The sequence below is a fragment of the Pseudomonas fluorescens genome (assembly GCF_902497745.1).
Classification (GTDB): Bacteria; Pseudomonadota; Gammaproteobacteria; order Pseudomonadales; family Pseudomonadaceae; genus Aquipseudomonas; species Aquipseudomonas fluorescens_BM.
This window is the reverse complement of sequence record NZ_CABVHJ010000005.1, coordinates 295,191-317,693: the sequence shown is the minus strand read 5'-3', so window position 1 is coordinate 317,693 and position 22,503 is coordinate 295,191. Positions and strand designations below refer to the sequence as shown.

Here is a 22,503-nt window from a genome sequence, read left to right as displayed (position 1 = left end):
GCGTTCACTCTAGCTTGACGCTGCTTCAGCGCCATCGGAACATGGCTTTGTAAGTCAGTTCCAAGTGGAAACCAATAAAAATTGGCAACCCCATCTGAAAAGAGGCTGCGCGCGTAAGCGGGCAGCCTCTTTCGGGCGACAGTTGAAAAACCGTCTTATTGCTTGGCGGCAGCCAGCTGGGCAGCAACTTCTTCAGCGAAGTTGTCGACCGGCTTCTCGATGCCTTCGCCTACTTTGAAGTAAGTGAAGGAAACGATTTCTGCGCCGGCTTTCTTGGCCAGCTCGCCAACCTTGACTTCAGGGTTCTTGACGAACGCCTGCTCAACCAGGCTTGCTTCTGCCAGGAACTTGCTGATACGGCCCTTGACCATGTTCTCAACAATGTTTTCTGGCTTGCCTTTGATCTTCTCTTCGTTCAGCTGCAGGAACACAGCTTTTTCACGCTCGATCGCTTCTTCCGAAACTTGCGAAGGCAGCAGGAACTCAGGGTTGCTTGCAGCTACGTGCATCGCGATGTCTTTGGCCAGCTCGACGTCACCGCCTTTCAGGACAACAGCAACACCGATCTTGTTACCGTGCAGGTAGGTGCCGACAACGTCACCCTCTACGCGGACCAGACGACGGATGTTGACGTTTTCACCAACTTTAGCAACCAGAGCTTCACGAGCCGATTCCTGAGCGGCGATCAGCGGAGCTGCGTCGGTCAGGTTCTCGTCGAAGGCTTTTTCTACGCTGGCAGCAACGAAGTTCTTGAAGTCATCTTGCAGGGCCAGGAAGTCGGTCTGCGAGTTGACTTCCAGCAGCACGGCTGCCTTGTCGTTCGATTTGATGGCGATTGCGCCTTCAGCGGCAACGTTGCCCGCTTTCTTGGCAGCCTTGATCGCGCCCGAAGCACGCATGTCATCAATGGCTTTTTCGATGTCGCCGCCAGCCTTTTCCAGGGCTTTCTTGCAGTCCATCATGCCTTCGCCGGTACGCTCGCGCAGTTCTTTAACCAACGCTGCAGTAATTGCTGCCATTTTCAAATTCCTCTTGGATAGGTTTTCAACCATTCCACCCGATCGAACGGGCGTTCAATTCTTCCCGAACCACCCTTGTTAGCTGCCGCACATTACAAACAGTGCCGTGGGCGCCGACAAATGGTTTTCGAGGTGGCAAAAAGGGGGCCAAGCCCCCTTTTTGCTTACTGAGTCAACGCCAGGGCGTTAATTACTCAGCTGCAGCCTGAGTTTCTTCAGCTGCGAATTCTACAGTGCCGCCAGCAACATTGTTGCGACCACGGATCACTGCGTCAGCCATCGAACCCATGTACAGCTGGATAGCGCGGATTGCGTCATCGTTGCCTGGGATGATGTAGTCAACGCCTTCCGGGCTGCTGTTGGTGTCGACAACGCCGATTACCGGGATGCCCAGCTTGTTGGCTTCGGTGATCGCGATGCGCTCGTGGTCAACGTCGATCACGAACAGTGCGTCTGGCAGACCGCCCATGTCCTTGATGCCGCCCAGCGAACGATCCAGCTTTTCCAGGTCACGGGAGCGCATCAGCGCTTCTTTCTTGGTCAGCTTGGCGAAAGTACCGTCTTCGGCTTGAACTTCAAGGTCACGCAGACGCTTGATCGAAGCACGAATGGTTTTGAAGTTGGTCAGCATGCCGCCCAACCAGCGGTGATCGACGTACGGCGAACCGCAACGTGCTGCTTCTTCAGCAACGATCTTGCCAGCGGAACGCTTGGTGCCGACGAACAGAATCTTGTTTTTGCCCTGGGCCAGACGCTCTACGAAAGTCAGAGCTTCGTTGAACATTGGCAGGGTTTTTTCAAGGTTGATGATGTGAATCTTGTTACGCGCGCCGAAAATGTACTTACCCATTTTCGGATTCCAGTAACGGGTTTGGTGACCGAAGTGCACACCGGCCTTCAGCATATCGCGCATATTGACTTGGGACATGATAGTTCCTTAATAAGTCGGGTTTGGCCTCCACGTATCCCAATGACCAACCAGTGGCATAAAGCCAAAAGCACCCAGGTCATCGTGTCGACACGTGTGTGGATTTAAGCTTTTCGGGGTATCCCCGGAAAGCGGCGCATTTTATACCACAGGGTGCGCAGAAACGGAACCCGGAATCTGTATTCGCACCAAGGACATGGGCGCAGCCCCCTTGGAATCGGCCCCGAACGCACCATTGTATAGAGAGAAGCGATGCACGCGGGCGCTGAATTGCGCCGTGCGTCTGTTAGAATCGCGTTTTTCAGGGTCGCAAAACGATCACCTGCCACCCTATTCGTATCAGCAAGCGCCGCCGAGCGCAGAGAGAGCCTGTATGACCGTCAACCTCAAAACCCCCGAGGACATCGCTGGCATGCGTGTCGCCGGCAAACTGGCCGCCGATGTGCTGGAAATGATTGCCGAACATGTCAAACCGGGCGTCACCACCGATGAGCTGAACCAGATCTGCCACGACTACATCGTCAACGTGCAGCACGCCATCCCTGCCCCGCTCAATTACAAGGGTTATCCGAAGTCGATCTGCACTTCGATCAACCACGTGGTCTGCCACGGCATTCCGAATGACAAGCCGCTGAAGAACGGCGACACCTTGAACATCGACGTAACCGTGATCAAAGACGGCTACCACGGCGACACCAGCCGCATGTTCCATGTCGGCGAAGTGCCTGTCTGGGCCGAACGCCTGTCGCAGATCACCCAGGAATGCATGTACAAGGCGATCGAGATCGTCAAACCCGGCTGCCGTCTCGGTGACATCGGCGAAGTGATCCAGAAGCACGCGGAAAAGAACGGCTTCTCGGTGGTTCGCGAGTTCTGTGGTCACGGCATCGGCAAGGTTTTCCACGAAGAGCCGCAGATCCTCCACTACGGCCGCGCCGGCACCGGCATGGAACTGAAGGCCGGCATGACCTTCACCATCGAGCCGATGATCAACCAGGGCAAGGCCGACACCAAAGTATTGGGTGACGGCTGGACCGCGATCACCAAGGATCGCAAGCTGTCAGCACAGTGGGAACACACCCTGCTGGTGACCGACACTGGCTACGAGATCTTCACCCTGCGCGCCGACGACACCATCCCGCGCATCTCGGCCTGATCCACACAACGCTCCCAGCCTTATAGAAGGAATGCCAATCGATGCCGCAGGTGGATCCCGAACTCTTCGACCGCGGCCAGTTCCAGGCTGAACTGGCCCTGAAAGCGAGTCCTATCGCGGCGTTCAAAAAGGCGATCCGCCAGGCTCGCGAGGTACTCGACACGCGTTTTCGCCAGGGTCGCGACATCCGCCGCCTGATCGAAGACCGTGCCTGGTTCGTCGACAATATCCTGCAAAAGGCCTGGGAGCAGTTCAACTGGAGCGAAGACGCCGACATCGCGCTGGTCGCGGTCGGCGGATATGGTCGCGGTGAGCTGCACCCTTATTCCGATATCGATCTGCTGATCCTGCTGGACAGCGCCGATCACGAAGTTTTCCGCGACTCCATCGAGCGTTTTCTGACGCTGCTGTGGGACATCGGCCTGGAAGTCGGTCAGAGCGTGCGCTCGGTCGATGAATGCGCCGAAGAGGCCCGCGCCGACCTGACCGTCGTCACCAACCTGATGGAAAGCCGCACCATCTGCGGTCCCGAACGCCTGCGCCAGCGCATGCTCGACGTCACCAGCACCGCACATATGTGGCCGGCCAAGGAGTTTTTCCTGGCCAAGCGCGCCGAACAAAAGGCCCGCCACCACAAATACAACGACACCGAATACAACCTGGAACCCAACGTCAAAGGCTCGCCCGGCGGACTGCGGGATATTCAGACGATTCTCTGGGTTGCGCGTCGCCAATACGGCACCCTGAACCTGCGCGCACTCGCTGGCGAAGGTTTCCTGGTCGAGAGTGAAAACGCCCTGCTCGCCTCCTCCCAGGAATTTCTCTGGAAGGTTCGCTACGCCCTGCATATGCTCGCCGGCCGCTCCGAGGACCGCTTGCTGTTCGACCACCAGCGCACCATCGCCGGGCTACTGGGTTTTGAAGGCGACGACGCCAAACAGGCCGTCGAAAACTTCATGCAACAGTATTTCCGCGTAGTGATGAGCATCGCCCAGCTGAGCGACCTGATCATCCAGCATTTCGAGGAAGTCATCCTCGCGCCGGAAGACGAAGCGCCGCCGCAGCCCATCAACTCGCGCTTCCAGCTCCACGACGGCTATATCGAGGCACGCAACGACAACGTGTTCCGCCGCACGCCGTTCGCCATGCTGGAGATTTTCGTGCTGATGGCCCAGCAGCCGGAAATCAAAGGCGTGCGCGCCGACACCATTCGTCTGCTGCGCGAGCACCGTCACCTGATCGACGACAACTTCCGCAACGATATTCGCAACACCAGCCTGTTCATCGAGCTGTTCAAGTGCAAGATCGGCATCCACCGCAACCTGCGCCGGATGAACCGTTACGGCATTCTCGGGCGTTACCTGCCGGAGTTCGGTTTTATCGTCGGGCAGATGCAGCACGACCTGTTCCACATTTATACGGTCGATGCGCACACGCTGAACCTGATCAAGCACCTGCGCAAATTGCAGTACACCCAGGTGTCGGAGAAGTTTCCGCTGGCCGCCAAGCTCATGGCAAAGCTGCCCAAGCCTGAACTGATCTACATGGCGGGCCTGTACCACGACATCGGTAAAGGCCGGCATGGCGATCACTCGGAGATCGGTGCGGTCGATGCCGAGGCGTTCTGCCAGCGCCATCAGTTGCCGGTGTGGGACAGCCGCCTGATCGTCTGGCTGGTGCAGAACCATCTGGTGATGTCGACCACCGCTCAGCGTAAGGACTTGTCCGACCCGCAGGTGATTCACGACTTCGCCTTGGCCGTCGGCGATGAAACCCGTCTCGACTACCTCTACGTGCTGACCGTGGCCGACATCAACGCGACCAACCCGACGTTGTGGAACTCGTGGCGCGCCAGCCTGTTGCGCCAGCTCTACACCGAGACCAAACGCGCCTTGCGTCGCGGCCTGGAAAACCCGGTGGATCGCGAAGAGCAGATCCGCCAGACCCAAAGCGCCGCGCTGGATATTCTGGTGCGTGGTGGCACCGACCCGGACGATGTCGAGCAGCTGTGGGCGCAATTGGGCGATGACTATTTCCTGCGCCACACCGCCGGCGACGTGGCCTGGCACAGCGATGCAATCCTGCAGCAGCCGGTCGACGGCGGGCCGCTGGTGCTGATCAAGGAAACCACCCAACGCGAGTTCGAGGGTGGCACGCAGATCTTCATTTATGCACCGGACCAGCATGATTTCTTCGCGGTGACCGTGGCGGCAATGGATCAGCTCAACCTGAACATTCACGACGCGCGGGTTATCACCTCGAGCAGCCAGTTCACCCTCGACACCTACATCGTGCTCGACAACGAAGGCGAGTCCATCGGCGACAACCCGACGCGAGTCAAACAGATTCGTGAAGGCTTGACCGAAGCCCTGCGCAATCCCGACGATTACCCGACGATCATTCAACGCCGCGTGCCGCGCCAGCTCAAGCATTTCGCCTTTGCGCCGCAGGTAACAATTCATAACGACGCGCAACGTCCGGTGACCGTACTGGAACTGACCGCGCCTGATCGCCCGGGACTGCTGGCGCGGATCGGCGGAATTTTCCTCGAGTTCGACCTGTCGCTGCAAAACGCCAAGATTGCGACCCTGGGCGAGCGCGTGGAAGACGTGTTCTTCATCACCGACGCGCACAACCAACCGTTGTCCGACCCGTTGCTGTGCAGCCGTTTGCAGGATGCGATCGTTGAGCAACTGAGCGTCAATCAGGAACCTGATATCAAATTGTCGCGCATCAGTATTTGATGGCGCCCCGGATTCAAATGGCTTTGCGAGAGACCCAGCCCCAATGAACAACGCTCTGAACCAGCTCCAGCCGTACCCGTTCGAAAAGCTCCGCGCCCTGCTCGGTACCGTGACCCCGAACCCGGACAAGCGCCCGATCGCCCTGTCGATCGGCGAGCCGAAACACCGTTCGCCAAGCTTTGTCGCCGAGGCACTGGCCAACAGTCTGGATCAGATGGCGGTGTATCCGACTACCCTCGGCATCCCGGCCCTGCGCGAAGCCATCGCCGGCTGGTGTGAGCGTCGTTTCGGCGTACCAGGCGGCTGGATCGATCCGGCGCGCAACGTGTTGCCGGTCAATGGCACCCGTGAAGCCCTGTTCGCGTTCACCCAGACCGTGGTCAACCGTGGCGACGACGCACTGGTGGTCAGTCCGAATCCGTTCTACCAGATCTACGAAGGCGCGGCGTTCCTCGCCGGCGCCAAGCCGCATTACCTGCCGTGCCTCGACGAAAACGGCTTCAATCCGGATTTCGATGCGGTTTCGCCGGACATCTGGAAACGCTGCCAGATCCTGTTCCTCTGCTCGCCGGGCAATCCGACTGGCGCGCTGATCCCGGTCGACACCCTGAAAAAGCTGATCACCCTGGCCGACGAGTACGATTTCGTGATCGCCGCCGACGAGTGCTACAGCGAGTTGTACTTCAATGAGCAAACGCCGCCGCCGGGACTGCTCACTGCGTGTGTCGAACTGGGCCGCAAAAACTTCAAGCGTTGCGTGGTGTTCCACAGCCTCTCCAAGCGCTCCAACCTCCCCGGTCTGCGTTCCGGGTTCGTGGCGGGCGATGCCGACATCCTCAAAGGCTTCCTGCTGTATCGCACCTATCACGGCTGCGCGATGCCGGTACAAACGCAACTGGCCAGCGTGGCGGCGTGGAATGACGAAGTGCATGTACGCGCCAACCGTGCGCTGTATCGCGAGAAATTCGATGCGGTGCTGGAAATCCTCAGCCCGGTGATGGACGTGCAGCGCCCGGATGGCAGTTTCTATCTGTGGCCGAACGTGCAAGGCGACGATGCTGCGTTCTGTCGCGATCTGTTTGAACAGGAGCACGTGACCGTGGTGCCGGGTTCTTACTTGTCCCGTGACGTCGATGGCGTCAATCCGGGGGCTGGCCGCGTGCGTATGGCACTGGTTGCGCCACTGGCCGAGTGTGTCGAGGCGGCTGAACGGATTCGTGACTTTATCAAGCGTCGTCCGTAAAGCCTGAACGCCTGTGCCGGACAATCCGGTACAGGCGGTTCAAATATCACGTAACAGTTCGCCTCATCTTATACCCCACCTTTCAGCCGGCCAGACGTTAGTCTTGGGTTGCGCTGTTTGCTGCGTATCAAAACGACCGCCCTCCAAACTTCATGGAAGAAGTGAAATGAAAGAACTCCTGGATTGCCAACTGATTCAGTGGCCCGATGATCAAGCGGCTTACACCGCCGCCATCAATGAAAACCCGGCCAATGCCGGCCCCGATGCCACGACAGGCGCGCGTCGCAAACGCTCCGTGGTCAATTATTCAAAACTGTGGGCCAACGGTCGCACCTTGAAAATTGCTTTCATGGATTCGCCCGACGCTGAGCACAAAAGCAGGATTATCGAAGCCGCCAGCCGCTGGTTGCCATACATCAACCTCAAGTTTGAATTCGTCGAAGAACGCAAAGGCGATATCCGGATCGCCACAACGCACAATCTCAACAATTCCATGCTCGGTACCGATGCGCTGCTGATTCATCCAGACCACCCGACCATGAATCTCGGGGTCACGCCCGACCATGCCGACTTCGAGGTCATCGTGACGCATGAGTTCGGCCATGCACTCGGCGCCCTGCATGAACATCAGCACCCTCAGGCCAATATCCCGTGGGATAAACCCAAGGTGTACGAGTTCTATCAGAATCGGCAAATGAACCCGCTGACCCGCGAACAAGTCGACCTCAACCTCTTCGCCTCCTTCGATACGCTCGATGCGATCTACACCGCCTATGACAAGCGATCAATCATGCATCACCCGATTGCAAACACGTTGACGGTGGGCAATTGGGAAGTACCGATCAACCGCAAGATCAGCAAGAAAGACAAACGCCTGATGAAGCTGCTCTATCCCAAGTAATCCGCTGCCTATTTGACCTGCCCCAGGTTGGCCTCGCTCAGATCGAGCTCTCCCAGTACTTCCCGCAGCACATCGTCACCGATCTGGTGCTGGCGGCTAAGACGGTACAACTCAAGGCGTTGCGCGCGCAGCGCCTTCAAACGGAGCCGACGCTCAAGCAAGTCCATCTGGAAGGCCAGCGCCTGGGCTTCGGCAGAATCATTGAAGACATCGAGTTGATGGCGATACTCGGACATGATTCGCGCTTTCAGTTCGGCGGCCAATGCCGCCTGAGCAGCCTCCTGCGGGGCGACTTCCTCGGCTTCCAGCGAGTGAATTGCCGCCTCGGCCGTTTTGCGCCAGGCATCGCGCACTTCCTGGCGACGCTTGTCGTCCGGGCTCTTTTCGATCCCTCGCAACAACAGCGGCAGAGCAATACACGCCGATATCAGTGACAGCAGGATCACCCCGGCAGCGATGAAAATCAGCAGATCACGTTCGGGAAACGCATCCGCGCCCATCAGCATCGGCACCGACATCACACCGGCCAGCGTCACCGCACCGCGCACACCGCCGACGGTCAGCAACCAGCAGGAACGCGCAGTCGGCACTTGCGTCAGCTCGCCCTTGCCGCGCAAACGGCGCAACAGCACCGACAAACGCCAGATGCTCTGCACCCAGATAAACCGCAGCAAGACCAGCGCGAGGAAAATCGCCACGACATCCAGGCAGCGGTAGAACAGCGTCGGCCACAATGTCGGCTCGTGGCTGACCACGGCTTTGATGATGTCCGGCAATTGCAGGCCGAGCAGCAGGAAGATCAGCCCGTTAAAGGCAAACTCCAGCAGCGACCAGACGCTGCGATTAAGCAGTCGGGTGCTGGTCTGTCGTGGCAGTAGATCAAGCCAGCTCTGCATCATGCCCGCCGCCACCGCCGAGAGAATGCCCGAGACGCCGAGGCGTTCGGCCAACACATACGCGGCGAACGGCAACAGCAACATGAACACCACGTGGGTGGCCGGGTCATCCCAGCCACGGGCGATCATCCACGCGCGCAAGCGCCCGACCAGCCAGCTCAACGCCACACCGACCGCCAGCCCGCCGAGGGCGACCACGACGAACGTCAGGCTGGCATTGGCCAGAGAGAACACGCCGGTCACCGCAGCGACCAGAGCGAACTTGAACGTCACCAGACCCGAGGCATCGTTCATCAGCGCCTCGCCTTGCAGGATGTGCATCAACGGCGTCGGCAAGCGGTTCTGCGAAATCGCCGAAACGGCCACGGCGTCGGTTGGCGACAACACGGCCGCCAGAGCGAAGGCCACCGGCAGAGGAATTGACGGTAACAACCAATGAATGAAGTAACCGGCGCCGACCACGGTGAACAACACCAGCCCCACCGCCAGCGTCAGGATCGGCCCGCGCAGATGCCAGAACTCACGCTTGGGCATGCGCCAGCCATCGGAGAACAGCAGCGGCGGCAGGAACAGAAACAGGAACAGTTCGGGATCGAGGGCCACATGCAGACCCAGCGTCGGCCAGGCGAGCAAGGCGCCGGCGGAAATCTGGACCAGTGGCAGAGGCAGCGGGATGACCCGCCCGACCAGACGCGAGACGCTGACCAGCATCAGCAGGATCAGGACGGTATAAGCAGTTTGCATAAAGCGGAAATCTCAGACAATCGACAGCGTTGAACTGCCATATTAGCCGCTTAGGCTGTGTCTGACCGTTGCACCTATGTCGCACTGCCCGATCGCAGTCCCTTGTGGGAGCGAGCCTGCTCGCGAATGCGGTGTGTCATTAGCAGAGATTTTGACTGACACGGCCCCTTCGCGAGCAAGCTCGCTCCCACAGGGTTTTGCATTGCCAAATCGACCTGAGGCGCCGCGAACCGGTTTGGTCATGGCATAATCCGACACCATTTTTCTCCAGCACCTGTAAAGGGGGCAATTCCTTGACCGTTTCAAGTAAAACGTTGCACCTTTTCGGCATCAAAGCCTGCGACACCATGAAGAAGGCGCGCACCTGGCTCGATGAACACGCTGTCAGCTACGACTTTCACGATTACAAAACCGCCGGCATCGACCGTGAACACCTGACCCAATGGTGTGACGAACACGGCTGGCAAACGGTGTTGAACCGCGCAGGCACGACCTTTCGCAAACTCGACGACGAACGCAAAGCCGATCTCGACCAGTCGAAAGCCATCGAACTGATGCTCGCTCAACCCTCGATGATCAAGCGCCCGGTGCTCGATCTCGGTGACCGAACCCTGATTGGCTTCAAGCCAGATATCTACGCGGCCGCTCTGAAGTAAGCAGCCCGTCACTCTTTGTAGAGGTGTATTTACATGTCCAATTCCCTGTTCAGCATCGCCTTTGGTGTCGGCACTCAGAACCGTCAAGGCGCATGGCTGGAAGTGTTCTACGCACAGCCACTGCTCAACCCTTCGGCCGAACTGGTCGCGGCGGTTGCGCCGATTCTCGGTTACACCGAAGGCAACCAGGCCATCACTTTCACCACCGCCCAGGCCGCGCAACTGGCTGAAGCCGTGAAAGGTATCGACGCCGTGCAAGGCAAGCTGCTGACCCGTCTGGCTGAAAGCCACAAGCCGCTGGTCGCCACTTTGCTGGCCGAAGACGCACAGCTGACCTCGACGCCTGAGGCGTATCTGAAGCTGCACCTGCTGTCGCACCGTCTGGTCAAGCCACACGGCGTGAGCCTGGCCGGGATTTTCCCGCTGCTGCCAAACGTAGCGTGGACCAGCCAGGGTGCAATCGACCTGAGCGAACTGGCTGAACTGCAACTGGAAGCGCGTCTGCGTGGCGAATTGCTGGAAGTGTTCTCGGTGGACAAGTTCCCGAAAATGACCGACTACGTGGTTCCGGCCGGCGTGCGTATCGCTGACGCCGCGCGTCTGCGTCTGGGCGCTTACGTCGGTGAAGGCACCACCGTGATGCACGAAGGTTTCATCAACTTCAACGCCGGCACCGAAGGCCCGGGCATGATCGAAGGCCGCGTTTCCGCTGGCGTATTCGTCGGCAAGGGTTCCGATCTGGGCGGCGGTTGCTCGACCATGGGCACCCTGTCGGGCGGCGGCAACATCGTGATCAAGGTCGGCGAAGGCTGCCTGATCGGCGCCAACGCCGGTATCGGTTTCCCGTTGGGTGACCGCAACACCGTTGAGTCGGGCCTGTACGTGACGGCCGGCACCAAGGTGGCGCTGCTGGACGAAAACAACAACCTGGTTAAAGTTGTGAAAGCGCGTGAACTGGCCGGTCAGACTGATCTGCTGTTCCGTCGCAATTCGGAAACCGGTGCTGTGGAATGCAAGACCCACAAATCGGCGATCGAACTGAACGAAGCGCTGCACGCTCACAACTAAGCAGCCATACGATCCCCCTGTGGGAGCGAGCTTGCTCGCGAAGGCGTCCGGTCAGTCAACAACAGTACTGAATGACACGACGCTTTCGCGAGCAAGCTCGCTCCCACAAGGTTCGGTGTATACCCGCCCAAGTTCACAGGGCTGAACAGATGATGATTCCCTCCCCCTGGCGCGCCGATTTCCCGGCCATCGCCGCGCTGCAACGGCAAGACCAGACCTATCTGGACAACGCCGCCACCACGCAAAAACCCCAGGCCCTGCTCGACGCACTGACGCATTACTACGCCAATGGCGCGGCCAATGTGCATCGTGCGCAACACCTTCCCGGTGCTCACGCGACGCAGGCGTTCGAGGACAGTCGGCTCAAGGTCGCCCAGTGGCTGAATGCCGGTGACAGCGGGCAGATCATCTTCACTCACGGCGCCACCAGTGCGCTGAATCTCCTGGCCTATGGCCTGGAACATCTTTTCCACCCGGGCGACGAAATTGTCATCAGCGCCCTGGAGCATCACGCCAACCTGCTGCCATGGCAGCAACTGGCGCAACGTCGCAACCTGAAACTGGTGATCCTGCCGCTGGATGCCGACGGTCTGATCGACCTCGCTGCTGCTGTGCATTTGATTGGCCCGCGCACGCGCTTGCTGGCCGTCAGTCAGTTGTCCAACGTGCTCGGTGCATGGCAGCCATTGCCGGCCTTGCTGGGCATGGCCAAGGCGCAGAACGCGCTGACCGTGGTCGATGGCGCGCAAGGCGTGGTGCATGGTCGGCATGACGTGCAGGCGCTGGGTTGCGACTTCTATGTGTTTTCCAGCCACAAGCTGTATGGCCCCGATGGCCTCGGCGTATTGTTCGGGCGCAATGCGGCGCTTGAGCAACTGAAACCCTGGCAGTTCGGTGGCGAGATGGTGCTGGAAGCCAACTATCACGATTCGCGCTTCCGCCCTGCTCCGCTGGGTTTCGAAGCGGGTACGCCGCCGATTGCCAGTGTCATCGGCCTCGGCGCGACGCTGGATTACCTGGCGGGTCTGGATCAGGACGCGGTGTCGGCACACGAAGCGGCGCTGCATGACTATCTACTGCGCGGCCTCGCGGCGCGCAATGGCATTCGCTTGCTTGGCAAACCGCAACTGGCCCTGGCCAGTTTTGTCGTCGACGGTGTGCATAACTCCGATCTGGCGCACCTGCTGACCGAACAAGGTATCGCCGTTCGCGCTGGACATCACTGCGCCATGCCGCTGTTGAAAAGCTTTGAGCTGGCCGGAGCGATTCGGGTGTCGCTGGCGCTGTACAACGATTCCGAGGATCTGGAGCGGTTCTTTGAAGCGCTGGATCAAGCGCTGGAGTTGCTGCGATGAGCCTGCCGCTCGAGGCTGCCGAGGCGCTGCAAATATTTCAAAACGCAGCCGGCTGGGAACAGCGCGCGCGGTTGCTGATGCAGTTTGGTGATCGTCTGCCGCCGTTGGATGACGCGGACAAGTGCGACGCTAACCGTGTACATGGCTGTGAGAGTCAGGTGTGGCTGGTTGGGGCGTTGCACGATGGTCACTGGCAGTTCAGCGCCAGCAGCGATGCGCGGATGATTCGTGGGTTGGTGGCGTTGTTGCTGTTGCGGGTTAATGGACTGTCTGCCGCTGAGTTGAAGCAGGTGGATTTGCCGGACTGGTTCAACCAGTTGGGCCTTTCGCGCCAGCTATCGCCCTCGCGTAGCAATGGCCTCAATGCCGTGCTCCAGCGGATGAATGAGTTGGCGGGTTAATCGCTTTCGCGAGCAGGCTCGCTCCCACAGGGGAATGCATTTCAATGTGGGAGCGAGCCTGCTCGCGAAGAGGCCATCAGCCTCACCGATCAAACCTCAGGCTTAATGCGATCCGCCGGACGCCGAACCCCCGCGACAATCTTGTCCACAGCCTTGGTCGCCGCGACCATGCCAAACGTCGCCGTGACCATCATCACCGCGCCAAATCCGCCGGCACAGTCGAGCTTCACGCCATCGCCAACAAAACTCTTCTGCAAACAAATACTGCCATCCGGCTTCGGATAGCGCAGTTGTTCGGTGGAAAACACGCACGGCACGCTGTAATGGCGGGTCACGGTGCGCGAAAAACCGTAATCGCGCCGCAACGTCGAGCGCACTTTCGAGGCCAACGGATCGTTGAACGTGCGGTTGAGATCGCACACCTGAATCAGCGTCGGATCAATCTGTCCGCCCGCACCGCCAGTGGTGATGATCTGGATCTTGCGGCGCTTGCACCAGGCGATCAGCGCAGCTTTGGCGTTGACCGCGTCGATGCAGTCGATCACGCAATCAATGTTCGGCGTGATGTATTCGGCCATGGTGTCGCGGGTGACGAAATCCGCCACGGCGTGCACGGTGCAATCCGGGTTGATCCCGCGCAGACGCTCGGCCATCACCTCGACCTTGGGTTTGCCGACTGTGCTGTCCAGCGCGTGCAACTGGCGGTTGGCGTTGCTGACGCAGACGTCATCGAGATCGAACAGCGAAATCTCGCCGACGCCACAGCGGGCCATGGCTTCCGCCGCCCAGGAACCGACGCCACCGACGCCGACAATCGCCACATGGGCCGCGCGCAGGCGCTCCAGGCCTTCAATGCCATACAAACGGGCGATGCCTGCAAACCGCGGATCTTCTGTACTCATGACCATTACCCCAAAAACCGGCGCGCATTATAGGGCTACGCGGCGACAAGTTCTAAACATCAGCTACAAGTGTAAGAACTTAAGTCAAAGTCGGCTGCCCAATGTCGGGCATTTCCCTGTCTGATGTACGACTTGCGAACTGCCGGTGTAGGATGCGCGCCCCTCGGGCGTCTAGCCGACCGATCCTTCGTTCCACAGCCTTTGGAACCCGAAATAGCTATGTCATCGCGTAAATTTGGACTCAACCTGGTGGTGGTTCTGGCAATCGCCGCCCTATTCACCGGTTTCTGGGCGCTGATCAACCGCCCGGTTTCCGCGCCGAACTGGCCGGAGCAGATCTCCGGTTTCTCCTATTCGCCGTTCCAGCAGGGCCAATACCCGCAGAAGGATCAGTATCCGTCTGACGACGAAATGCGCCGCGATCTGGAGATCATGAGCAAGCTGACGGACAACATCCGCATCTACTCGGTCGACGGCACGCTGGGGGACATCCCGAAACTGGCTGAAGAATTCGGCCTTCGAGTCACCCTCGGCATCTGGATCAGTCCGGATCAGGAACGCAACGAACGGGAAATCACCAAAGCCATCGAATTGGCCAATACGTCACGCAGCGTGGTTCGCGTTGTCGTGGGTAATGAAGCGCTATTCCGTGAAGAAATCACCCCAGAGGCATTGATCGTTTTGCTCGATCGCGTGCGTGCAGCCGTGAAAGTCCCGGTAACCACGTCCGAGCAATGGCACATCTGGGAGAAATACCCGCAACTGGCCAAGCACGTTGACCTGATCGCCGCCCACGTTCTGCCGTACTGGGAATTCATCCCGGTCGACAAGGCCGGCCAGTTCGTTTTCGACCGCGCCCGCGACCTGAAAAAGCTGTTCCCGAAAAAACCGCTGCTGCTCTCCGAGGTCGGCTGGCCGAGCAACGGCCGTATGCGCGGTGGTGCCGATGCTTCGCCGGCGGATCAGGCGATCTACCTGCGGACCTTGGTCAACAAGCTCAACCGCCAAGGCTTCAACTACTTCGTGATCGAAGCCTTTGACCAGCCGTGGAAGGCCAGTGACGAAGGTTCGGTCGGCGCCTACTGGGGCGTGTTCAATGCCGCGCGTCAGCAGAAATTCAACTTCGAAGGCCCGGTGGTCGCGATTCCGCAATGGCGCGTGCTGGCGATCGGTTCGGTGGTGCTGGCGCTGTTGTCGCTGACCCTGCTGATGATCGACGGCTCGGCCCTGCGTCAGCGTGGGCGGATCTTCCTGACCTTTATCGCCTTCCTTTGCGGTTCGGTGCTGGTGTGGATCGGCTACGACTACAGCCTGCAATACAGCACGTGGTTCAGTTTGACCGTCGGTTTCCTCTTGGCGCTCGGTGCGCTTGGGGTATTTATCGTCTTGCTGACGGAGGCGCATGAGCTGGCCGAAGCGGTGTGGATTCACAAACGCCGGCGTGAATTCCTGCCGGTGGAGGGCGACTCCAGCTATCGCCCGAAAGTGTCAATCCACGTGCCGTGCTACAACGAGCCGCCGGAGATGGTCAAACAGACCCTCGACGCCCTCGCCGCCCTCGATTACCCGGACTACGAAGTCCTGATCATCGACAACAACACCAAGGATCCGGCGGTGTGGGAACCGGTGCGTGACTACTGCGCAACCCTCGGCCCGCGCTTCAAGTTCTTCCACGTCTCGCCGCTGGCCGGTTTCAAGGGCGGCGCGCTGAACTACCTGATTCCGCACACCGCCAAGGATGCCGAAGTGATCGCCGTGATCGACTCCGATTACTGCGTGCACCCGAACTGGCTCAAGCACATGGTGCCGCACTTCGCCGACCCGAAAATCGCCGTGGTGCAGTCGCCGCAGGATTACCGCGACCAGAACGAAAGCACCTTCAAGAAGCTCTGCTACGCCGAATACAAAGGCTTCTTCCACATCGGCATGGTCACCCGTAACGACCGTGATGCGATCATTCAGCACGGCACCATGACCATGACCCGGCGTTCGGTGCTGGAAGAATTGGGCTGGGCCGACTGGTGCATCTGTGAAGACGCCGAACTCGGTCTGCGCGTATTCGAGAAAGGCCTGTCGGCGGCGTATTACCACGACAGCTACGGCAAGGGTCTGATGCCGGATACGTTTATCGACTTCAAGAAGCAGCGTTTCCGCTGGGCCTACGGTGCAATCCAGATCATCAAACGTCACACCGGCAGCCTGCTGCGCGGCAAGGACACCGAGCTGACGCGCGGCCAGCGTTACCACTTCCTCGCGGGCTGGTTGCCGTGGGTCGCGGACGGCATGAACATCTTCTTCACCGTCGGCGCGCTGTTGTGGTCGGCGGCGATGATCATCGTGCCGCAACGGGTCGATCCGCCGCTGCTGATCTTCGCAATCCCGCCTCTGGCGCTGTTCGTGTTCAAGGTCGGCAAGATCATCTTCCTCTACCGCCGCGCCGTTGGCGTGAACCTGAAAGACGCATTCTGCGCGGCGCTGGCCGGGCTGGCGTTGTCGCACACCATCGCCAAAGCGGTGCTGTACGGCTTCTTCACCAGCAGCATTCCGTTCTTCCGTACGCCAAAAAACGCCGACAACCATGGCTTCTGGGTGGCGATTTCCGAAGCGCGCGAAGAGCTGTTCATCATGCTGTTGTTGTGGGGCGCGGCGCTGGGGATCTATCTGGTCAACGGCATGCCGAGCAACGACATGCGTTTCTGGGTGGTGATGTTGCTGGTGCAATCGCTGCCGTATCTGGCGGCGCTGATCATGGCGTTCCTGTCGTCGCTGCCAAAACCGGCGGCCAAGCCTGAGCCGGCAACAGCATAATCGCTAACGGATAACGTCAAACGGCGGCCTTCGGGCCGCCGTTTTGCTTTAGAATGACCGCCTTTTTCAATGCCAACAAACTCGGTAGGAGCTGCCGAAGGCTGCGATCTTTTGATCTTGCTGTTGATTTTAAAAAACAAAATCAAAAGATCGCAGCCTTCGGCAGCTCCTACAGGTTTACCGTGCGCACCCGGAGTTATTACATGACGGCCCACGCCGACCTTTCGCCGACCCTCCAACTCGCCATCGACCTGATCCGCCGTCCGTCCGTGACGCCGGTCGACGCCGATTGCCAGAAGCAGATGATGCAGCGCCTGGGCGATGCCGGTTTCAGCCTCGAGCCGATGCGCATCGAAGATGTGGATAACTTCTGGGCGACCCACGGCAACAACGACGGCCCGGTGCTGTGCTTCGCCGGTCACACCGACGTGGTGCCGACCGGCCCGGTGACCGCGTGGCAGATCGATCCGTTCAACGCCGTGATCGACGAACATGGCATGCTCTGTGGCCGTGGCGCGGCGGACATGAAAGGCAGCCTGGCGTCGATGACCGTGGCCGCCGAGCGCTTCGTCGCCGACTACCCTAACCACAAGGGCAAGGTCGCATTCCTGATCACCAGCGACGAAGAAGGCCCGGCGCACCACGGCACTAAAGCGGTGGTTGAGCGTCTGGCCGCGCGTAATGAGCGTCTTGACTGGTGCATCGTCGGCGAACCGTCAAGCACCACGCTGGTTGGCGACGTGGTGAAAAACGGTCGTCGCGGCTCGCTGGGCGCCAAGCTCACCGTCAAAGGCATTCAGGGTCACGTCGCTTACCCGCATCTGGCGAAGAACCCGATCCACCTCGCCGCTCCGGCGCTGGCCGAACTGGCCGCCGAGCACTGGGATCACGGCAACGATTTCTTCCCGCCGACCAGCTTCCAGATCTCCAACGTCAACTCCGGCACCGGCGCGACCAACGTGATTCCGGGTGATCTGGTGGCAGTGTTCAACTTCCGTTTCTCCACCGAATCGACCGTCGAAGGCCTGCAGAAACGCGTGGCCGATATTCTCGACAAGCACGATCTGGACTGGCACATCGACTGGGCGCTGTCCGGCCTGCCGTTCCTCACCGAACCGGGTGCGCTGCTCGACGCGGTGTCGGCGAGCATCAAGGACATCACCGGTCGCGAGACCAAGGCGTCGACCAGCGGCGGCACCTCCGATGGCCGCTTTATCGCAACCATGGGCACGCAAGTGGTTGAACTGGGCCCGGTCAACGCGACCATTCACCAGGTCAACGAACGCGTGCTGGCGGCGGATCTCGACGTACTGACCGAGATCTACTACCAGACAATGATCAAGTTGCTCGCCTGATGCTTGCTTGCCCCATCTGTAGTGAACCGCTGAACGCGGTGGATAACGGCGTGGTCTGCCCCGCCGGCCACCGCTTCGACCGTGCGCGTCAGGGTTACCTCAACCTGCTGCCGGTGCAGCACAAGAACAGCCGCGATCCTGGCGACAACCAGGCCATGGTCGAAGCGCGCCGTGACTTTCTGAATGCCGGCCACTACGCGCCGGTGGCCAAGCGTCTGGCCGAACTGGCGGCGGGTTATGCGCCGGATCGCTGGGTCGACATCGGCTGTGGCGAGGGTTATTACACCGCGCAGATCGCCGAGGCCTTGCCGAACGCGGATGGCTACGCGCTGGACATCTCTCGCGAAGCGGTCAAACGCGCCTGCAAACGCAACCCTGCAATCACCTGGTTGATCGCCAGCATGGCCCGCGTGCCGCTGGCGTCGGGCAGTTGCCAGTTTCTCGCCAGTGTTTTCAGTCCTTTGGATTGGGAAGAGGCCAAGCGCTTGCTCAGTGTCGGCGGCGGTCTGATGAAAGTCGGCCCGACCAGCGGCCATCTGATGGAACTGCGCGAGCGCCTGTACGACGAAGTGCGCGAATACACCGACGACAAGCACTTGGCCCTGGTGCCGCGAGGCATGGCGCTGGCGCACAGTGAAACCCTGGAATTCAAGCTGACGCTGGACAAGCCCGAGGATCGCGCCAACCTGTTGGCGATGACACCCCACGGCTGGCGCGCCAGTGCCGAGCGCCGCGCGGCGGTGATCGAACAGGCCGAGCCGTTCGTGACCACCGTGTCGATGCGCTACGATTATTTCGTTCTTCAATAACTTTTGGTCTCGGGCGAGTGCCCGGGGCCGGCTAAATCCGCGAATGGATTTTTCAGACCCGCAGTGAGGACATCCATGCGCCAACCGGATATCGAGATTTACCTGAAAGACGCCGACGTCGACCACAAGGCCGTTTCGGCCTGGCTGGGCGCCGCGCTGGGCCCATGCAGCGACTGGGTACAGAAAGGCCAGACCTACAAATGCAAGGCCGGCAACGTGCCGGTGACCTGGCTGCCGAAAGCCGTGGGCAAGTGGAACAGCCTGTATCTGGAAAGCGACCAGACGCCATGGGACGACGACATCGCCTGCGCCCGCGCCGCATTCGCTGCGCTGAACGTGGAAGTGCGTTGTGCACCGGGGACGTGGGTCGAGGAAGAAGGTGAGGAAACGGCGGATCGCTGGATGCGCATCAGCGAAGACGGTGAAGAAGAAATCACCTGGAAAACCGCATAAAAGCAAAAGAGCGCAGCCTTCGGCAGCTCCTACAGGGTCATGTGTACACCCGTAGGAGCTGCCGAAGGCTGCGATCTTTTGATCTTCAAGGTTACAAGCCTACAACGTCTTCCGCCTGCAAACCCTTCTCGCCAGTAATCACCGCGTATTCAACCTGCTGGCCTTCAGTCAGCGACCGATGCCCTTCGCCACGAATCGCGCGGTAGTGGACGAACACGTCCACCCCGTCTTCGCGCTGGATAAAGCCGTAGCCCTTGGCGTCGTTGAACCACTTCACGTTGCCGGTTTCACGTGTTGCCATCTGTTCATACTCCTTTTTTATTATTGGACAGGCTTTTCGCAGGAAAGCCTTTGCGGAACGTCAGCCTGCATCCGACGTCCATAAAAGGGCCCCGGCGACAGACCGCCGAGTATATGACAGGCGCGAAAACTCTCAACAGGAGATTACTTCGCCGCTTTTTTGCCGATTTTCAGCATATACGGCACACTATCGCCCTCCCGAGCAAACGCTCGGTTTTATTCACTCACGCAGAAGCCGTATGACCCGTTCCCCGTTCCGCCGTCTTGTGTTTGGCACCTTGCGCCGACTGTTGTACCTCTGGGTTCGCTCGGAGACGATCAACCAGTCGTCGTTCACCCTCAACCTCGACCGCAGTCGTCCGGTGTTCTACGTCCTGCAAAACCCTTCGCTGACTGATCTGGCCGTGCTCGACACCGAGTGCACCAAGGCCGGTCTGCCGCGTCCGGTACTGCCGGTGTCGGTGGGTTCGCTGATCGAACCGGCGGCGTTTTTCTACCTGACGCCGGATCCGGACTGGCTCGGTCGCCAGGACAAACGCGGTGCGCCGCCAACCCTGACCCGTCTGGTCAGCGCCCTCACCCAGAACGCTGCCGAAGACGCGCAGATCATTCCCGTCAGCGTGTTCTGGGGCCAATCGCCGGACAGCGAAAACAGTCCGTGGAAGCTGTTGTTCGCCGACAGCTGGGCCGTTACCGGGCGCCTGCGTCGCCTGCTGAGCATCATCGTTCTCGGGCGTAAAACCCGCGTGCAATTCTCCGCGCCGATCCATCTGCGCGAGCTGATCGAGCACAACAAGGGCCACGAACGCACTGTGCGCATGGCCCAACGCATCCTGCGCGTGCACTTCCGCAATCTGAAAGCCGCCGTCATCGGCCCGGACATTTCCCACCGCCGCAATCTGGTCAAAGGTCTGCTCAATCAGCCGCTGGTCAAGCAAGCGATCCTCGAAGAAGCCGAGCGCGAAAACATCTCCCCGGAGAAAGCCAAGGCTCAGGCCCTGCGCTACGGCAACGAGATCGCCTCGGACTACACCTACACCGCGATCCGCTTTCTGGAAGTGGTGCTGAGCTGGTTCTGGAACAAGATCTACGACGGCATCAAGGTCAACCACATCGAAGGCGTGCAGAAAGTCGCCCAGGGTCACGAAGTGATCTATGTGCCGTGCCACCGCAGCCACATCGACTACCTGTTGCTCTCGTACCTGCTGTTCCGCAACGGCCTGACGCCGCCGCACATCGCCGCCGGGATCAACCTCAACATGCCGGTGATCGGCAGCCTGCTGCGCCGTGGCGGTGCATTCTTCATGCGTCGCACGTTCAAGGGCAATCCGCTGTACACCTCGGTGTTCAACGAATACCTGCACACGCTGTTCACCAAAGGCTTCCCGGTCGAGTACTTCGTTGAAGGCGGCCGCTCACGCACCGGACGCATGCTGCAACCTAAAACCGGCATGCTCGCGATTACGATGCGCAGCTTCCTGCGTTCGTCGCGCATGCCGATCGTGTTTGTGCCGGTGTACATCGGTTACGAGCGCGTACTGGAAGGCCGCACTTACCTCGGCGAACTGCGCGGCGCGAGCAAGAAGAAAGAATCGATCTTCGACATCTTCAAAGTCATCGGTGCGCTCAAGCAGCGTTTTGGGCAGGTCGCGGTGAATTTCGGTGAGCCGATCAAACTGGCCGAATTCCTCGACGCCGAGCAACCGGACTGGCGCCAGCAGGAACTCGGCCCGCAGTACAAACCGGCGTGGCTTAACGAAACCACCAATCGCCTTGGCGAAAAAGTTGCGCAGCATCTCAACGAAGCGGCGGCGATCAACCCGGTCAACCTGGTGGCGCTGGCGCTGCTGTCGACCACACGTCTGGCGCTGGACGATCGCGCCATGGCACGGGTGCTGGATCTGTATCTGGCGCTGCTGCGTAAAGTCCCGTACTCGCCACACACCACTCTGCCGGAGGGCGATGGTCGCGCACTGATCGAGCATGTGAAGGACATGGACCTGCTCGCCGAACAGAACGATGCGCTGGGCAAGATTCTCTATCTGGACGAGCAGAATGCCGTCCTGATGACCTACTACCGCAACAACGTACTGCACATCTTCGCGCTGCCGGCGCTGCTGGCGAGCTTCTTCCAGAGTACCTCGCGCATGAGTCGCGAGCAGATCCTGCGCTACACCCGCGCGCTGTATCCGTACCTGCAATCGGAATTGTTCATTCGCTGGACGCTGGACGAACTGGACGGCGTGGTTGACCAGTGGCTGGAAGCGTTCGTCGAGCAAGGTTTGCTGCGTTTCGAGAAGGATGTTTATCTGCGTCCAGCGCCAAGTTCGCGGCATTTCGTGCTGCTGACGCTGCTGTCGAAGAGCATCGCCCAGACCTTGCAGCGCTTCTACATGACCGTGTCCTTGCTGCTCAACAGCGGCCAGAACACCGTCAGCGCCGAAGAGCTGGAAGACCTCTGCACGGTCATGGCCCAGCGCCTGTCGATCCTCCACGGCCTCAACGCCCCGGAGTTTTTCGACAAGAGCCTGTTCCGCCACTTCATCCAGACGATGCTCGACCTCGACGTGCTGCGCCGCGACGAGGCCGGCAAACTGAGTTATCACGAACTGCTCGGCGAACTGGCTGAGGGTGCGGCCAAACGCGTGCTGCCGGCGGAGATTCGTTTGTCGATCCGTCAGGTCGCGCTGCATCGCAGTGAAGATGCTGCAGATCAGGTCGTCGCCCAACCCGAGACCTGATCCAAACCCTGTGGGAGCGACGGT

General features: G+C 59.8%; 18 protein-coding genes. 13 read left to right on the top strand and 5 right to left on the bottom strand.

Annotated elements, in window-relative coordinates; all coding sequences use genetic code 11:
• Window positions 1–155: 155 nt before the first annotated feature.
• Window positions 156–1,019: a translation elongation factor Ts gene (gene tsf / locus F8N44_RS10435; protein WP_150650248.1), complete on the bottom strand. Its 864-nt coding sequence runs from the start codon at window positions 1,017–1,019 to the stop codon at window positions 156–158.
• Between the two features lie 190 nt (window positions 1,020–1,209).
• Window positions 1,210–1,947 carry a 30S ribosomal protein S2 gene (rpsB, locus tag F8N44_RS10430; protein WP_003222119.1) on the bottom strand — a complete coding sequence of 246 codons (738 nt, stop codon included), beginning with the start codon at window positions 1,945–1,947 and terminating at the stop codon, window positions 1,210–1,212.
• A 373-nt stretch (window positions 1,948–2,320) separates the two neighbouring features.
• On the opposite strand from rpsB, the gene map reads away from it, so the two are divergent.
• The 4 genes from map (at window position 2,321) to F8N44_RS10410 (ending at window position 7,991) form a co-directional block, all read left to right on the top strand.
• Window positions 2,321–3,103 carry a type I methionyl aminopeptidase gene (gene map / locus F8N44_RS10425; protein ID WP_150650247.1) on the top strand — a complete coding sequence of 261 codons (783 nt, stop codon included), beginning with the start codon at window positions 2,321–2,323 and terminating at the stop codon, window positions 3,101–3,103.
• A 41-nt stretch (window positions 3,104–3,144) separates the two neighbouring features.
• Window positions 3,145–5,847, top strand: a complete 2,703-nt coding sequence (locus F8N44_RS10420; RefSeq protein ID WP_116028744.1) for a [protein-PII] uridylyltransferase — start codon at window positions 3,145–3,147, stop codon at window positions 5,845–5,847.
• 43 nt (window positions 5,848–5,890) lie between these two features.
• The gene (gene dapC / locus F8N44_RS10415) at window positions 5,891–7,090 is read left to right on the top strand and encodes a succinyldiaminopimelate transaminase (RefSeq protein ID WP_150650246.1); all 1,200 of its coding nucleotides are present in this window, start codon (window positions 5,891–5,893) and stop codon (window positions 7,088–7,090) included.
• A gap of 166 nt (window positions 7,091–7,256) precedes the next feature.
• Entirely contained in the window at window positions 7,257–7,991 is a 735-nt protein-coding gene (locus F8N44_RS10410) for a M12 family metallopeptidase (RefSeq protein WP_150650245.1), read from the top strand.
• Between the two features lie 8 nt (window positions 7,992–7,999).
• On the opposite strand, the gene F8N44_RS10405 is transcribed toward F8N44_RS10410, so the two are convergent.
• A complete protein-coding gene (locus F8N44_RS10405; protein WP_150650244.1) occupies window positions 8,000–9,631 on the bottom strand; it encodes a Na+/H+ antiporter in 1,632 nt (543 codons plus the stop codon).
• Window positions 9,632–9,924: 293 nt separating this feature from the next.
• Between F8N44_RS10405 and F8N44_RS10400 the strand changes: the two genes are divergently transcribed.
• From F8N44_RS10400 to F8N44_RS10385, 4 genes are all read left to right on the top strand, one after another.
• The gene (locus F8N44_RS10400; protein ID WP_003222107.1) at window positions 9,925–10,287 is read left to right on the top strand and encodes an ArsC family reductase; all 363 of its coding nucleotides are present in this window, start codon (window positions 9,925–9,927) and stop codon (window positions 10,285–10,287) included.
• 33 nt (window positions 10,288–10,320) lie between these two features.
• Window positions 10,321–11,355, top strand: coding sequence for a 2,3,4,5-tetrahydropyridine-2,6-dicarboxylate N-succinyltransferase (gene dapD, locus F8N44_RS10395; protein ID WP_150650243.1), 1,035 nt, complete (start codon window positions 10,321–10,323; stop codon window positions 11,353–11,355).
• A gap of 149 nt (window positions 11,356–11,504) precedes the next feature.
• Window positions 11,505–12,710, top strand: coding sequence for an aminotransferase class V-fold PLP-dependent enzyme (locus F8N44_RS10390; protein ID WP_150650242.1), 1,206 nt, complete (start codon window positions 11,505–11,507; stop codon window positions 12,708–12,710).
• A complete protein-coding gene (locus tag F8N44_RS10385; RefSeq protein ID WP_150650241.1) occupies window positions 12,707–13,111 on the top strand; it encodes a SufE family protein in 405 nt (134 codons plus the stop codon). The genes F8N44_RS10390 and F8N44_RS10385 overlap by 4 nt, the downstream gene beginning before the upstream one ends.
• Before the next feature lie 89 nt (window positions 13,112–13,200).
• Here the strand turns inward: F8N44_RS10385 and tcdA are convergent, their stop codons facing one another.
• Complete coding sequence (gene tcdA, locus F8N44_RS10380) at window positions 13,201–14,019, bottom strand: tRNA cyclic N6-threonylcarbamoyladenosine(37) synthase TcdA (protein WP_095119300.1); 819 nt, start codon at window positions 14,017–14,019, stop codon at window positions 13,201–13,203.
• A gap of 213 nt (window positions 14,020–14,232) precedes the next feature.
• On the opposite strand from tcdA, the gene F8N44_RS10375 reads away from it, so the two are divergent.
• The 4 genes from F8N44_RS10375 to F8N44_RS10360 all read left to right on the top strand — a co-directional run bounded on the left by F8N44_RS10375 (window position 14,233) and on the right by F8N44_RS10360 (window position 19,438).
• Window positions 14,233–16,821 carry a glycosyltransferase gene (locus F8N44_RS10375; RefSeq protein WP_150650240.1) on the top strand — a complete coding sequence of 863 codons (2,589 nt, stop codon included), beginning with the start codon at window positions 14,233–14,235 and terminating at the stop codon, window positions 16,819–16,821.
• Window positions 16,822–17,024: 203 nt separating this feature from the next.
• Window positions 17,025–18,176 carry a succinyl-diaminopimelate desuccinylase gene (gene dapE, locus F8N44_RS10370; RefSeq protein WP_150650239.1) on the top strand — a complete coding sequence of 384 codons (1,152 nt, stop codon included), beginning with the start codon at window positions 17,025–17,027 and terminating at the stop codon, window positions 18,174–18,176.
• On the top strand, window positions 18,176–18,985 hold the full coding sequence (locus F8N44_RS10365; RefSeq protein WP_150650238.1) for a putative RNA methyltransferase: 810 nt from the start codon (window positions 18,176–18,178) through the stop codon (window positions 18,983–18,985). Before dapE ends, F8N44_RS10365 begins: the two co-directional genes overlap by 1 nt.
• Window positions 18,986–19,060: 75 nt before the next feature.
• Window positions 19,061–19,438, top strand: a complete 378-nt coding sequence (locus tag F8N44_RS10360; protein ID WP_150650237.1) for a hypothetical protein — start codon at window positions 19,061–19,063, stop codon at window positions 19,436–19,438.
• A 91-nt stretch (window positions 19,439–19,529) separates the two neighbouring features.
• Here the strand turns inward: F8N44_RS10360 and F8N44_RS10355 are convergent, their stop codons facing one another.
• A complete protein-coding gene (locus tag F8N44_RS10355) occupies window positions 19,530–19,739 on the bottom strand; it encodes a cold-shock protein (protein WP_007908870.1) in 210 nt (69 codons plus the stop codon).
• Between the two features lie 238 nt (window positions 19,740–19,977).
• Here F8N44_RS10355 and plsB point away from each other — a divergent pair, with 238 nt between their 5' ends.
• Window positions 19,978–22,479, top strand: a complete 2,502-nt coding sequence (gene plsB / locus F8N44_RS10350; protein ID WP_150650236.1) for a glycerol-3-phosphate 1-O-acyltransferase PlsB — start codon at window positions 19,978–19,980, stop codon at window positions 22,477–22,479.
• The last annotated feature ends 24 nt before the right edge of the window (window positions 22,480–22,503 follow it).

What these genes read in the sequence shown, in the direction of transcription:
- tsf (WP_150650248.1), bottom strand. Translation starts at nt 1,019, where the DNA reads ATGGCAGCAATTACTGCAGCGTTGGTTAAAGAACTGCGCGAGCGTACC.
- rpsB (WP_003222119.1), bottom strand. Translation starts at nt 1,947, where the DNA reads ATGTCCCAAGTCAATATGCGCGATATGCTGAAGGCCGGTGTGCACTTC.
- map (WP_150650247.1), top strand. Translation starts at nt 2,321, where the DNA reads ATGACCGTCAACCTCAAAACCCCCGAGGACATCGCTGGCATGCGTGTC.
- F8N44_RS10420 (WP_116028744.1), top strand. Translation starts at nt 3,145, where the DNA reads ATGCCGCAGGTGGATCCCGAACTCTTCGACCGCGGCCAGTTCCAGGCT.
- dapC (WP_150650246.1), top strand. Translation starts at nt 5,891, where the DNA reads ATGAACAACGCTCTGAACCAGCTCCAGCCGTACCCGTTCGAAAAGCTC.
- F8N44_RS10410 (WP_150650245.1), top strand. Translation starts at nt 7,257, where the DNA reads ATGAAAGAACTCCTGGATTGCCAACTGATTCAGTGGCCCGATGATCAA.
- F8N44_RS10405 (WP_150650244.1), bottom strand. Translation starts at nt 9,631, where the DNA reads ATGCAAACTGCTTATACCGTCCTGATCCTGCTGATGCTGGTCAGCGTC.
- dapD (WP_150650243.1), top strand. Translation starts at nt 10,321, where the DNA reads ATGTCCAATTCCCTGTTCAGCATCGCCTTTGGTGTCGGCACTCAGAAC.
- F8N44_RS10390 (WP_150650242.1), top strand. Translation starts at nt 11,505, where the DNA reads ATGATGATTCCCTCCCCCTGGCGCGCCGATTTCCCGGCCATCGCCGCG.
- F8N44_RS10385 (WP_150650241.1), top strand. Translation starts at nt 12,707, where the DNA reads ATGAGCCTGCCGCTCGAGGCTGCCGAGGCGCTGCAAATATTTCAAAAC.
- tcdA (WP_095119300.1), bottom strand. Translation starts at nt 14,019, where the DNA reads ATGGTCATGAGTACAGAAGATCCGCGGTTTGCAGGCATCGCCCGTTTG.
- F8N44_RS10375 (WP_150650240.1), top strand. Translation starts at nt 14,233, where the DNA reads ATGTCATCGCGTAAATTTGGACTCAACCTGGTGGTGGTTCTGGCAATC.
- dapE (WP_150650239.1), top strand. Translation starts at nt 17,025, where the DNA reads ATGACGGCCCACGCCGACCTTTCGCCGACCCTCCAACTCGCCATCGAC.
- F8N44_RS10365 (WP_150650238.1), top strand. Translation starts at nt 18,176, where the DNA reads ATGCTTGCTTGCCCCATCTGTAGTGAACCGCTGAACGCGGTGGATAAC.
- F8N44_RS10360 (WP_150650237.1), top strand. Translation starts at nt 19,061, where the DNA reads ATGCGCCAACCGGATATCGAGATTTACCTGAAAGACGCCGACGTCGAC.
- F8N44_RS10355 (WP_007908870.1), bottom strand. Translation starts at nt 19,739, where the DNA reads ATGGCAACACGTGAAACCGGCAACGTGAAGTGGTTCAACGACGCCAAG.
- plsB (WP_150650236.1), top strand. Translation starts at nt 19,978, where the DNA reads ATGACCCGTTCCCCGTTCCGCCGTCTTGTGTTTGGCACCTTGCGCCGA.